Source organism: Psychromonas aquatilis, assembly GCF_038155185.1.
In the GTDB taxonomy this organism is placed as follows: domain Bacteria; phylum Pseudomonadota; class Gammaproteobacteria; order Enterobacterales; family Psychromonadaceae; genus Psychromonas; species Psychromonas aquatilis.
In genome coordinates, this window is the sequence record NZ_JBAKAZ010000003.1 from 57,855 (window position 1) to 71,405 (window position 13,551).

Below are 13,551 nucleotides of genomic sequence, written 5' to 3' on the forward strand. Positions count from 1 at the left end.
CAGTCAGCAGTGATGCACTTTACACATTATATAATTTAGGAGAGATGTCATGATTCGCTGGGTATTTCTATTTTTAATCATCGCTTTGATTTCAGCCGTTTTAGGTTTTGGCGGCATCGCCGGTGCAGCAGCAGGGATAGCTAAAATAATCTTTTACCTATTCATTGTATTATTTGTTGTATCACTTGTTATCAATGCCATAAATCGCCCCAAATAATAGTAGGAGAATGTAATGAAAAACTTAACATCATATAAATGTTTCGCCGCAATCGGTGCCGTATTACTGTTACTGAGTGCTTGTAGTGAAGGCCCTGCAGAAGAAACAGGTGAGCAGCTAGATGAAACCGCAACTGATATTGGTAACAGTATCGAAGATACCTGTGAAGATGTGAAAGACACATTAGATGCAGCAGATAAAGACTGTTAATACTTAAATTATTTATGAGTGTAGAAAAATGATTAACGTCATTTTCTACACGCTCTTTTTAATCGATTAAAGAAGGATAAATAAATAATGAATAACATATTTGAAAAATTACGTGAAAGCCATGAAAAACAACGCCTATTAATGTCTGCATTGGTAACAACATCAGGTGATACCGCTGCACGTAGAGAGTTTTATAGCGATCTAAAACAAGAATTAGAACAGCATGCCATTGCTGAAGAACGGTATTTTTATAAACCTTTAATTGAAAAGGATAAAACCGTTGAAATGTCTAGACATGGTATAGCTGAGCATCATGCTATCGATAAAATTATTGCACAGCTTAATGATACCGACTTTAACTCTCCAGGTTGGTTAACCATAATGCATTCACTACAACACAAAGTATCGCACCATCTAGAAGAGGAAGAGCAACGTTTCTTCCAAATGGCAGGCAAAGTATTTACAGAACAACAAAAAAGCCAGCTAGCCAAAGAATATACTCAAGAGATGGCAAGTTAATTTAAATTAGGTCGCGTTAAATTATCGTAATTACATGACAACACAAACAATACTATTCCCAGTGATAATGAGTTAATGTAATTACACTTAAGCCTGTCGAAGAGATACCCATACATCTAACAACCTAGGTGTATGGTTTTATGAGGGATAACAGTATGTTCATTACAAAATATTATGTTTTAGCTGCATTTTTAAGTTTTGCACTGGCTTGTATTTTTGATCTTTTACTATTAAAAATACTGTTTATTTGGCTAACGATTTCTTTTGCATTAGTCAGTATCGCTTATCTCTTCGATATCCACTCTATTTTCCGTAAAAATAGCGATGGCAAAATAGCCTGGTGGATACGCTGGGCTTTTATTCCTTTTTTACAGGGTGTTCGAGCTTATAATTATTGGGCAAGAAAGCATGATAGTACGCCACCGATACAAAAAATCACCGATAACTTATACCTTTCTAGACGGCTACTAAGCTCTGATCTCGAGTATTTAAAGTCACAAAACATTGATTGTATCGTCGATACCACTGCAGAGTTTGCAGGATTAGAAAGCGCTATGACCGATAAGCATTTTGATTACTTAACTATCCCTGTATTAGATCATAAGGCACCTTCCTTACATAAATTACGTCATGCACTTAATTGGATTGATACACAACTGTCACAATCTAGATCGGTTGTCGTTCATTGCGCTCTAGGACGAGGTCGCTCTGTATTTGTGATGGCAGCCTACCTATTAAGCCAAGACTCGAGCCTAAATGTGGACCAAGCATTAGCAAAAATTCACTCTATTCGTCAGTCCGCTAATTTAAATAAAAAACAACGTAAAATATTAACCGCAATTAGCAAACAGAAGAAACTACAATTATCTGAGCATACTTGGATGATTGCCAACCCTGTTGCTGGGGGTGGAAAATGGCAGCAACATCAACAACAGTTAATCCGAGAACTAACCACTAAACACCGTTTGAAGATAAAACAAACAACCCCTGAGATTTCAGCAACAACATTAGCTAAAGAAGCCAAGCAAGCTTCAGCAAATAAGATAATTGTGTGTGGTGGAGACGGCACGGTAACGGAAGTCGCCAATCAACTCACTAACACTGATATTACACTCGGTATTGTGCCATTTGGTACAGCCAATGCGCTATGTCATGTTTTATATGGATTAGAAACTAAATTTTCACCGGTAAAAAGTGCCTGCCAAGCTATTTTAGGAGAGCAAACTCAACAAATAGACACAGCAAAGTGTAATGATCATTTAATGCTACTGGTAATGGGCATTGGTTTTGAACAGAAAATGATTGAATCTGCGAGTCGAGAAACTAAAAATAAACACGGCCAAGTCGCTTATTTAACAGGTTTTTTTAATGCTATCGTCAGTGATGATAAACAAACATTATCTCTTATTACTGATAATGGGGAGCCACAGGAAATGCACGTTCAAAGTTTATGCGTTGCCAATATTGCTCCCTTTAGCACACTATTAGCGCAAGGTGGTAAAAGGCCTCAACCTAACGATGGTAAACTTCATATTACCTATTTAAAAGATACGGATTCTCTCACTGAAAGAGTACTTGCCCTCTCTGACCTAACGATTTCTAGTTTAAATGAAACGCAAAAAGCAACACAGTTTCAATATATAGATGCTGAAGATATTCAAATTTCAGCCGATAAAGCAATACAATATGTTTTAGACGGCGAACATTACTCAGCTAAAAAAGTGCATATAAAATTACAACCCGCTTCACTTAAAGTCTATACAAAAAAAGTATAAGCAACTGATATATAGAGCAGATTATTTTATTTTATTAAGCTAATCTGCTCAAAAAAAATACTTTCTTCCCTCTTTACCTACAATAAATCAAACCTTTGTAAATTATAAGATTGACAAATGTCTCTAGCATCGCGATGATGATCTATCTTCCCTATTACATTTAAACGATTGCTTCGTTATCGTGAGAGCAAATAATGCATAAACTAGACCTACTCTTAGATGTTCAAAACGAGTCTCTGCGACAATCTATATTAGAGAACACGGAACTCAAAAACTTTAATAAACTTGAGCTAACTTCAGGAGAGCATTGGATATCTCAAATAGAAATCCATAAACCTGATGTTGCCATTGTCGGTTTTAATACGTTTACCGATGCTGATTATGAAGCACTTTCTAAACTTGATGCTTTAAACTCTATGGATTTGATTTTAATCAGTTCAGGAAAACCTAACTCAAGTTTAGATAAGTTAATGCAACTCGGCGCTATTTTTCATTACCGAATGCCTATTGATATCAATATCTTAGTTGATACGTTGCAAGACTTACGTCAATCACACCAATCAAAAGGTTATTTAGGCGAAAGAATATCAACCAGTGACTTAGACCAATTTGGTTTATTAGTGGGTTCTTCAGCTCCTATGCATAAACTATATCGAGTATTAAGACGCGTTGCTAAAACAGAAGCATCGGTCTTTATTATTGGAGAAAGTGGATCGGGTAAGGAACTGGTTGCGCAAACAATTCACCAAGCGAGTGAGCGTAATCAACAACCTTTTATCGCCATTAACTGTGGTGCAATTAGTCCTGAACTGATTGATAGTGAATTATTTGGGCACCATAAAGGCGCCTTTACTGGTGCGGATCAATCTCATTATGGGGTATTTAAACAAGCTGAAGGTGGGACGTTATTTTTAGATGAAATAACAGAAATGCCTCTTGAACAACAAGTTAAATTGTTACGTGTTCTAGAATCAGGTGAATATCGCCGAGTAGGTGGCGAAACATTACATTTGGCCAACGTACGTATTATTGCCGCAACGAACCGTGATCCGCAAACAGCCATTGAAGAGCAAGTATTCAGAGAAGATTTGTTCTTTCGTTTAGCGCACTTTCCTGTCAGCGTGCCACCTTTAAGAGACCGTGGCAATGATATTACAGGACTGGCAAAACACTTTATTGCTCATCAAAATGCACAAGAAGGACAAACCAAAAGTATTCTACAATCTGCTTTAGATAAGATTGCAGCATATAATTGGCCAGGTAATGTAAGAGAACTTAAACACACCATTGAACGTGCTTTTATTCTTTCCGATGAATTGATTAAAGATGAGCATATTATCGCAGAAACACCTACTTTAAATGCGGAATCAGAAGTTGAAGACTCAATTCCAATTGGTATGACTTTAGTCGATATCGAAAAAGCAGCTATTGTGACTAATCTCGATAATAATTCAGGTAATAAAACTAAAACCGCTCAAGAACTTGGTATTAGTGTTAAAACCTTATACAACAAACTTGATAAATACGAAGTAGAAGCCGATTAATATCAACCTTTTATAGATTCCTGCTAGCGACTTTATTTATGTCGCTAGCAGGAAAATATCAATAAAAATATTGTTAAAAAACGCTGTAATCTTTTTATTAAAACCCTATTACCTTTTTCTTAGAACCCTACTATCTTTCTCTTAGAATAAGGTGGCTTCGACCAAAAATATCCAAACCTTCCAGTAAGGTACTTAGACAAACCAGCAAAGGCACACCAATTAGCATTCCCATACTTCCCCAAATCCATCCCCATAAAATTAACCAAATAAAAATAACTAATGGGTTTAAGTTAAAACGTTTGCCCAATAAGGTTGGCGTAACAAACTGACTTTCAAGCATATTAATTAATAAATAAGTACTAATAATAATGAATGTAAAACTCGCTGAATCAAACTGTACATAAGTGATCACGGCGAAACAAATCATTGAAATCAAGGGACCTAAGTAAGGGGCGAAATTGAGTACCGCAGCTATTGCTCCCCATAAAAATGGGTCTTCGACTCCAAATAAAAAGAACACAGAACCAACAACAAGCCCTAAGCCAAAGTTGATTAAAGTAACCGTGCCAATATAACGAGAAATATCTTTTTGAATTGACCTAATCAAATCGACAGTTTTACGCTTATCGGAAAAGCTATCAAATTGCATCAGAAAGCCAGTAAATAACTGTCTGCCGTAACTCAGCATAAAGTAAGACATAAATAGTGCAATCATCAACTGTGTAAGCATTGAAGGTGTTGCTATTGCGATACTTTTTACCAATGAAAGCAACGTATTACTTTTAAGTTCTCCAACATTATTACCACTAACTAGGTCACTACTTACTGCAGCATTAATGCTATTACTGTTTGTCATGTTAGTGATTTCTTGAGATAAATCCTTCACTAATGACGGCAACTTTAACCACCACTGCTGGGCGGGTTCAATTAATACGGATACACCTCCGTACAATAATCCCACCATACAAAAAATAACGGACAACACCCCGATTGTTCTCGGAACGCCTATTCTCTGTAAATAATTAACTAGGGGGCTACATAATAATGCAATAAATGAACTGATAATAATGGGTAATAAAATGCCTTTAGCAAAATACAAGGTAACCAGTAATACCAAGCATAAAATGAACCAAAATCCAGCTTGATAAAGTCTATAGGTATCAGTTTCAAGTTGTAGTGAGTTATCCAATGAGACGTGGTTTTCTGAATGGTCTAATGCTTCTTTATTCAACTTATCTTTCAAAGTAGTATTTCCTTTATGCTTAACCAACGATTACTTATAAACAATTAAAATGCTCAATGACAGGTTAATCCAGTAACGAAGGCTACTTCTTGGTATCTTGATATTGCTTGAAGACATTAGCGCCGAGTGAGGCTAAGGGGTAAAAAGTTCTTATTTTCCTAGTGTATTTTGAAAAAATAAAGACACTAAAAAAAGCACCAATCGGTGCGATCCATGGATGTGCTTTAGTTTGTTTATGAACACTGTATAAGAAGATATTTAGACTTAGCTGGCAGCGCCTAGCTGCATCACTACCTTCTAACCTTTTTAACTTAATCGAACGATTTAGTTGCTTTAGAGATGACATCCATTCCTTCCTTAACTTGAGAAATTGTTTGTTTAAAACCTAAAAAGCGTAATAGGTGTTTTTGCCAAAAAAACAACGCTAATAACACAGCTGAAAATGCGATTAAAAAACTCGCCACTCCAATCAATAAATGTCCTGTAATACTGTAAAAAACAATACCAATAGAGACACATAAGCTAAAAATAAATAGAATAATTAGAGGGATAAAAAGTATCTGACAAACGAGTATCTTTTTTGCTGCTGCAACATTACGTAACCATTCCATAAAAAACAGCTGTAACGTAGATTGTGACCATCCGCCAATTTCTTGTAATGTTTGCGATAATTGATCAACTAAGTTTGATATCTCATCAAACTTATCTTGGATTTTTTGTGCATTTGATGGTTCATTTAAATGACTTTCTTCAGAGGTATTATTTTTATCACTCAAATCGTTAGTGTCCATCGTTCCTCCGTCGTAATCCATTATATCGATTTGCAAAAATAAACTAAAAGAGCCCCTCTCAAGGGGCTTAGTAGGTAATGATTATTTTAATATTTTTGAAACGGCCCAGCCTGCTAAGAATGCACACCCTATACTTAATAAAGGACGCTCTTTAATTACATTTTCAGCTTTTAAACTTGCAGACTTAATCTTTTCTGAACTATCCTCTAAAGAGTCTTTAGCCTGTTTTTTTAGGGTATCAACGCTTTCTAGTACAGCCTCTTCTGCTGAGTGAAATGCTTCTTCTGCTTTAGTTTGTGCTTCTTGAGTTTGAGTTTTAGTCTTTGCTGTAGGCATTGTTTATTCTCCTTTTGTTCAAGTTTAAAACAGATACTAAGCTGACAACGAGTAAATGAAGTTGCTCAGTAACCACTCTTTTCGTGATTCAATATAAACAATGCGAATCTCATGCCAAAAACACAAATTATTGATAATAAACGATTTATTTTATTTTTTTGATAAATTAAAATAATAAAGGGATGTGATTCATGTAGTTTTTACAGGGTATTAAAATTTCAATAGGTAAAAACTACTTAATAGGGGATAAGAGGTAGTTAATCGAGAGATTGGCAAGAATCTCTGATCACTAAGTTACAAGGGATAACCACTTTTTTAGCTTCTACACCACTGACTTTAGCGTGTAAATTCTCTAATAATAAAGTTGCTGACTCTTCTCCTAATCGGTAAGGGTCTTGTTGAACAACAGTAACGGGTACCTTAAACATCTCTACCATTGGTATTTCATCAAAGCCTACAATAGAAACCTGTTCTGGAATGCGTATATCAGCTTGGTGTAATTGCTTTAACAAATCAGTGGTGATCGCCAAATGCTGTGTAAAAAAAGCAGTAGGTGCATTATCTCTCTTGAGAGTATCTATCGGAGACACCTTAAAGCCATAATCTCGCTGCCAATATTGAATTAAACTTGGATCGTGTTCAATCTTGTAAGCTTTAAGTGCATCACAGTATCCTTGATAGCGCTCTGTTCTCGATAAATTTCCCTCAAAAGGCTGAGTTAAAAAAGCAATGCGCTGATGACCTAATTTAATTAAGTGCTCAGTGGCTTTCTCTGCTCCTCCGCGGTAATCCGATAAAACAATGTTGCTGTGGCAGTTTTCATATTCCAGCTGAAATTGCACAATAGGGAAACCTGAAGCAAGATACTCATTAATCAGGTCAATATTTTTCCCTGTAGAGGTAATGATAATGCCATCAACACGCATCTGCTTTAACGTTATTAAAGACCGCCTTTCTACCGTTTCATTAAAGTCGGTATTATAGATCAATACGTTGTAGTTGCTTTTTTTACAGTAGTCATCAATACCACGTAATACTCGACTCGTATTAAAACCACTAATATCTCTGACTACTACGCCAATGGTCTTAGTTTTATCACTTTTAAGACTTCTCGCAATCGGGTTAGGTACATAATCCAACTCGGCAATAGCCATGCGAATCTTTTCTTTCGTCGACACCGACATATGACCAAAACGACCATTCAAATACTGCGATACAGTGCTTTTTGAAACACCAGCTTGGTTTGCTACATCAATAATTCTTGGTTTAGTCATTTCAGTTTTTATAATTTGTTAAGTATATCAAATAGGGTTGATTGACATTCTAAACAGATCCCATAGACTTAACAAGTAAACCGATTTACTAAATCGATTTACAAGAATACTAAATAAACCCTAAAAAATACAAAGGTGGAGTAGATAATGAAGATTAAAGAGATCAAAGTTTTTGTAACCAATCCAGGCAGAAATTTTGTTACCGTTAAAGTCATCACCGAAGATGGTACTTACGGTTTAGGGGATGCAACAGTCAACGGACGAGAGTTAGCGGTTGTGACCTATTTAGAAGAACACGTGGTACCTTGTTTAATTGGTCGTGATGCGCATTCCATCGAAGATATCTGGCAGTATTTATATCGTGGTGTTTACTGGCGTCGTGGTGCAATCACAATGGCTTCAGTAGCCGCTATTGATATGGCATTATGGGATATTAAAGGTAAAGTCGCAGGCTTACCCGTGTATCAACTGTTAGGTGGAAAGTGCCGCCATGGTATTAACTTATATGCACATGCAAATGGTGTCGACATTGATGACACATTAGATAAAGTACAAGAGTGCATTGACCAAGGTTTTAAAGCGATTAGATTACAATCTGCTATTCCAGGCTTAAAAGAAACCTATGGCGTATTGGCTGATAAAAAAGACTATTTCGAATTACAAGGTACTCGCCCGCTACCACCAGAACAAGAGTGGTCTACCGCTAAATACTTTAAATTAGTGCCTGAGTTATTTAAAAAAGCACGTGAGCGCTTTGGTGATGATATTGAGTTTTTACATGATGTACATAGCCGTTTAACACCAATAGAGTCTGCTCGTTTAGGTAAAATGTTAGAGCCATATAACCTTTTATTTTTAGAAGATGCTTCAATGGCAGAAAACCAAGGTAACTACAAAATAATTCGTCACCATACCAGCACCCCACTCGCGATCGGTGAAACGTACAACACGGTATGGGACTGCAAAGACTTAATTCAAAATCAATTAATAGACTATATTCGCGTGGCTGCTACACATGCAGGGGGAATAACTGCATTGAAAAAAATAGCCAGCTTTGCTGATATCTATAACGTTCGCACTGCTCCTCATGGTGCGCCTGACCTATCACCTATCTGTTTCGCAGCACATATGCACCTTAATATATCGACAACAAACTTTGGTATTCAAGAGTTTGTTGGATTTGGAAATGCACAATCACAAACGATTTTTAAACATGGGATGCGACTTGAAAATGGCATGATAATGCTTGAAGACGCACCAGGGTTAGGCGTTGATTTTGATGAAAAAGAAGCTGAAAAATATGAATATAAACGCTCTTATTTGCCTGTTAGTCGTTTAGAAGATGGAACGTTATGGCATTGGTAAGCAGCACCTAATGTTGCTCTATTAAAGCAATATAAAACAAATTCAAAAGGAATCAAAATGACAACTAAAAAGAAAGTATTAATCCACGGTACCGGCTTTGCAGGTCAAGGGCATACTCAAGCTTTTCGCGACGCAGGTGCTGAAGTGGTAGGAATTGTCGGTCGTACCCCAAGTGTTGTTGAAGCCGTTGCCCAAAAGCTAAACATTCCCTATTTTGGCACTGATTGGCAACAAGCATTAACAACCTGCAAGCCAGACATAGTTTCAATCGCAACACCTGGTGGCGCCCATGTGGAACCAATTAAACAAGCAATTAATGCAGGCTGCCATGTATTTTGTGATAAACCGATGACAGAAAGTGGTGAAACAGCAACTGAATTATACCAACTTGCGCTAGCAAAAAATGTCAAAACAGCATTCGCTGCAAGTTTCCGTTATATGCCGCATATCATACAAGCAAAACAAATGATTGAAGAAGGTCTTATTGGTGAACCGACTGAAGTTGAGTGTATTTCCCACTTTAATCTAGATCCTAATATCCCATTTGGATGGTCACATCGTATTGAAAATGGGGGCGGTCGCCTTAATAACAACTTCACACATCTACTTTCAATCGTGACTTCTGTGATTGGAGATAAGATATTGTCTATCAAGGGTGAAGTACGTAATGATATGCCTAAAGCCCCTGTTGTTGAAGGCGTTCATAACTTCATCGAAAGACGTAATTTTATACCTAAAGACATCAATGATCCGTCATTAGAGTGGAAAGATTGCAATGTAGAATGGTCTTATACGGTGCTAATGCAGCTTGAGAGTCGCCTTCCTGCATCAAACCCAGTATCAGTATTATTCAAACATGGTGGTTTAGTACCACGCTTCAATGAAGATCACTTGGTCTTCCATGGTAGTAAAGGCTCTATCTATATCAAAGGCCATTATGGTAATGGCCCATTATATTTATGGGATGAAACAAAACAGTGGAAAGAGATACCATTGCCCAACACGATCTCTGACTTATTACCAAAAATTGAAGATGATACGCAACGCAGCTGGACTTATTTAGCAAGTAAATTAGTAAAAGATGTGAGTGGACAGCCGGTAGAGCCTTACCAAACTTTCAAAGAAGGCTCTGAATACCAAAACATCATTGATTTAATTCGTAGTAATACTGATTAAGCGTATTTATCACGAAAGTTACTAAAGTCTCAGTCGCAAAAAATAAGCCCACATTTATAGTTAAAAGGTAGGCCTGTATAGAACTGCTATTTTAGTTAGATTAATTAAATTATCAAGTTTAGGGAAAACATATGTTTTATGAATATTTCGTTATCGCAGGCTACTTTTTCTTAATTGTTGCTATCAGCGTAGTTTTTAAAAAAATGGCAAACCGCTCCACCAGTGATTACTTTAGGGGGGGCGGCAAAATGTTATGGTGGATGGTTGGCTCCACTGCTTTCATGACCCAATTTTCTGCTTGGACATTTACCGGTGCTGCAGGTAAAGCCTTCACTGATGGTTTTGCTATCACCTTAGTCTTTTTAGCAAATACACTCGCTTACTTTTTTGGTTATCTTTACTTCTCACACCGCTTTCGTCAAATGCGAGTAGATACACCTACAGAAGGAATTAGAAGGCGTTTTGGGAATCAAAACGAACAGTTTTTTTCATGGGCATTGATAGTGTTTAGCTTTATTAATGCAGGTGTATGGTTAAATGCATTAGGTGTTTTTGCTAGTGCAGTATTTAATGCAGATTTAGTCATGACAATTATAGCAACAGGACTAGCCGTATTACTTGTTTCTGTTATTTCAGGAGCCTGGGGAGTAGTTGCTTCTGACTTCATACAAACATTGGTCGTTGCTGTTATCTCCGTTGCCTGTGCAATCGTAGCACTCATTGCTGTTGGTGGTCCCTCAGTTATCATTCATGAATTCCCTAGTGGTTTTGTTATGGGTCCAGATATGAATTATGGCCTATTACTTGTTTGCTCATTTATTTTCTTTGTAGTTAAACAATTACAAAGTATTAATAATATGCAAGATGCTTATCGTTTTTTAAATGCAAAAGATACAAACAACGCAAGAAAAGCCGCTTTATTAGCAATGGTATTAATGGGCGTAGGAAGTATTATATGGTTTATTCCACCATGGGCTTCTGCAATACTTTATCCCGATGCAGCAAGTGCATACCCAGAGCTTGGCGGTAAAGCAGCAGATGCTGTTTACCTTGTTTTCGCTCGTAATGCGATGCCTATCGGGACAATCGGTCTTTTACTAGCAGGTTTATTTGCCGCAACCATGTCATCAATGGATTCAGCATTAAACCGAAACTCTGGCATTTTTGTTCGTAGTGTTTATCAACCTCTTGTTGCTAATAAACGAGTGTCGGATGCACATTTATTAAATGTCGGTAAAGTTGTTAGTTTAGTAAGTGGTGTATTAGTTATCTTTGTCGCTATTTTCTTTAGTTCTCTTAAAGAGATGAGCCTCTTTGAACTCATGATGTCTGTTTCAACAATGGTTCAAGTGCCATTACTAGTCCCATTATTCTTTGGTATGTTATTCAAGAAAACACCGAAATGGGCGCCATGGGTAACAGTTATTTTTGGTATGTTTGTATCATGGTTAATGACTGATGTTATTACTTCTGATGTTGTAGCAAACTGGTTAGGCATGGATGAATTAACTCGTCGTGAAGCAAGTGAAATGCGCATCACCTTGACTATTGCAGCACATTTAATTCTGACTGCTGGTTTCTTTATTTCAACAACTCTCTTTTATAAAGAAGAAAAAGATGAATATAGAGCAGAAACAATCGCGTTCTTTAAAGACGTTGAAACCCCTATTATTTCAGATTCTGAGCAAAATGAAGTTGATGCAGAACAACGTAACAAATTAGGATCAATGGTCATGTGCATGGGCATTGGATTACTTGCAATGATAATAATACCAAATCCTTTATGGGGAAGAGCAGTATTCTTAATTTGTGCTGCAACTATCTTTTTATTGGGTTGGATTCTTAAAAAGAGTGCAAAAAGTACCACAATATAACACGTATATTTAACGCATTAAGCCGAGTGTATTCTTTACTCGGTTTTTTTATTTAAAGTAGCTATCAATATTTTTAGATAAAATCGAGAAAGCAAAGAGAAGTGCACTAAATATAATGTCAAAGCAGAGTAACTTTTTAACCAGAATTGCGCCCTTGGAAGTAATAATAGTGCTGTCGATATCAAAGTAATTTCGTTTATAAGCATAAATACAAAGGCCTAAGTTACTCAACAATAAAACGGCACTACCTACCATTAGAATAAAATCATTTTCAACATAACCCCAACGAAAAAACAACATCGACACGCCCACTAACAAGAATATTGTTCGTTGCCATGATAACGCGGTTCTTTCTGGTTGTAGACCTGGCTCATTTTGACGCCTACTTTTACGTTTAAATGGCACTAATCACCATCAAAATAGTCACGCAGGCAACAATGGTCATAAAAATACTCACCAAACTCAATACTTTTGTATAAGGCAGATCAACATTAGCACGCATTGCTTTTTCATTAGCGGCCCAACGTAAATACGCGTAGCAAGCCAATAAAGCAGCAAACAAACATAATGCTAATGAAACACTTTCTCTCACCGCTGGCGTTGCCAAATTAGGTGCGAGCTGATCTAAACCAATTGCTGCCGCTAAAAAGGCTAATGATGTTCTAATCCAAGCCAAAAAAGTCCGCTCATTCGCTAATGAAAACCGATAATCAGGTGCACTTCCTTGTTTTGTCCATTTCATTCAATTTACTCCAATGCACAGAACTACTCTCTAAAATAACAGCGAAGCTTGCTCGCTACAGCTGCTTTTACTCGTCCTTTTCACTTTATTAACACAAGGCTCATATTATTAATAAAATAATAATATTAATGGACTTAAACACTTATTGATACACCAATAGTTATAATTTAATTTGATGTTTAATACCAATCTGTAAAATTAACTGGTCAGTTTCATCCAATCCCTAAAGCACATACTTTTTATCCCTTGAGGCCTTCGCTTAGATAGATACTCACCCATTTATTAACGCTAGTTCCACTCACTTTCAGGATCCTTATTTTGACTTGGGGGCAGTGAGCGAATTCAGCGTCAGCTTAGTATCATGAGCGGAGAAGCTCTGCGACTTCGTTTCAGAAATCTTGCCTTGACTTTGGGGCGATGGGCGAATTAAGCGTCAGCTTAGTATCATGAGCGGAGAAGCTCTGCGACTCCTTTATTTTAGCCTC

General features: G+C 36.9%; 14 protein-coding genes. 8 read left to right on the forward strand and 6 right to left on the reverse strand.

The window, feature by feature from the left end; translation table 11 throughout:
* Positions 1-49 precede the first annotated feature (49 nt).
* The 5 genes from V6256_RS01235 (at position 50) to V6256_RS01255 (ending at position 4,265) form a co-directional block, all read left to right on the forward strand.
* Positions 50-217, forward strand: a complete 168-nt coding sequence (locus V6256_RS01235) for a DUF1328 family protein (protein ID WP_341596166.1) — start codon at positions 50-52, stop codon at positions 215-217.
* Between the two features lie 15 nt (positions 218-232).
* Positions 233-427, forward strand: coding sequence for a hypothetical protein (locus V6256_RS01240; protein WP_341596167.1), 195 nt, complete (start codon positions 233-235; stop codon positions 425-427).
* Positions 428-514: 87 nt separating this feature from the next.
* Positions 515-946: a hemerythrin domain-containing protein gene (locus V6256_RS01245; protein WP_341596168.1), complete on the forward strand. Its 432-nt coding sequence runs from the start codon at positions 515-517 to the stop codon at positions 944-946.
* Positions 947-1,101: 155 nt separating this feature from the next.
* A complete protein-coding gene (locus V6256_RS01250) occupies positions 1,102-2,721 on the forward strand; it encodes a diacylglycerol kinase family protein (protein ID WP_341596169.1) in 1,620 nt (539 codons plus the stop codon).
* 194 nt (positions 2,722-2,915) lie between these two features.
* Complete coding sequence (locus tag V6256_RS01255; protein WP_341596170.1) at positions 2,916-4,265, forward strand: sigma-54 interaction domain-containing protein; 1,350 nt, start codon at positions 2,916-2,918, stop codon at positions 4,263-4,265.
* Between the two features lie 130 nt (positions 4,266-4,395).
* Here V6256_RS01255 and V6256_RS01260 read toward each other — a convergent pair whose 3' ends face one another.
* The 4 genes from V6256_RS01260 to V6256_RS01275 form a co-directional block, all read right to left on the reverse strand.
* Complete coding sequence (locus V6256_RS01260) at positions 4,396-5,508, reverse strand: AI-2E family transporter (protein WP_341596171.1); 1,113 nt, start codon at positions 5,506-5,508, stop codon at positions 4,396-4,398.
* Positions 5,509-5,819: 311 nt separating this feature from the next.
* Complete coding sequence (locus V6256_RS01265; protein ID WP_341596172.1) at positions 5,820-6,299, reverse strand: hypothetical protein; 480 nt, start codon at positions 6,297-6,299, stop codon at positions 5,820-5,822.
* Positions 6,300-6,380: 81 nt separating this feature from the next.
* On the reverse strand, positions 6,381-6,635 hold the full coding sequence (locus V6256_RS01270; protein WP_341596173.1) for a hypothetical protein: 255 nt from the start codon (positions 6,633-6,635) through the stop codon (positions 6,381-6,383).
* 257 nt (positions 6,636-6,892) lie between these two features.
* The gene (locus V6256_RS01275) at positions 6,893-7,909 is read right to left on the reverse strand and encodes a LacI family DNA-binding transcriptional regulator (RefSeq protein WP_341596174.1); all 1,017 of its coding nucleotides are present in this window, start codon (positions 7,907-7,909) and stop codon (positions 6,893-6,895) included.
* A 147-nt stretch (positions 7,910-8,056) separates the two neighbouring features.
* Between V6256_RS01275 and manD the strand changes: the two genes are divergently transcribed.
* The 3 genes from manD to V6256_RS01290 all read left to right on the forward strand — a co-directional run bounded on the left by manD (position 8,057) and on the right by V6256_RS01290 (position 12,324).
* A complete protein-coding gene (gene manD, locus V6256_RS01280; protein ID WP_341596175.1) occupies positions 8,057-9,274 on the forward strand; it encodes a D-mannonate dehydratase ManD in 1,218 nt (405 codons plus the stop codon).
* A 57-nt stretch (positions 9,275-9,331) separates the two neighbouring features.
* Positions 9,332-10,450 (forward strand): Gfo/Idh/MocA family protein, encoded by a 1,119-nt coding sequence (locus V6256_RS01285; protein ID WP_341596176.1) that lies wholly within the window; start codon positions 9,332-9,334, stop codon positions 10,448-10,450.
* A gap of 131 nt (positions 10,451-10,581) precedes the next feature.
* Positions 10,582-12,324: a sodium:solute symporter family transporter gene (locus V6256_RS01290; protein WP_341596177.1), complete on the forward strand. Its 1,743-nt coding sequence runs from the start codon at positions 10,582-10,584 to the stop codon at positions 12,322-12,324.
* A 48-nt stretch (positions 12,325-12,372) separates the two neighbouring features.
* Here V6256_RS01290 and V6256_RS01295 read toward each other — a convergent pair whose 3' ends face one another.
* On the reverse strand, positions 12,373-12,729 hold the full coding sequence (locus V6256_RS01295) for a DUF202 domain-containing protein (protein ID WP_341596178.1): 357 nt from the start codon (positions 12,727-12,729) through the stop codon (positions 12,373-12,375).
* On the reverse strand, positions 12,719-13,066 hold the full coding sequence (locus V6256_RS01300) for a YidH family protein (protein ID WP_341596179.1): 348 nt from the start codon (positions 13,064-13,066) through the stop codon (positions 12,719-12,721). Before V6256_RS01300 ends, V6256_RS01295 begins: the two co-directional genes overlap by 11 nt.
* Positions 13,067-13,551 lie beyond the last annotated feature (485 nt).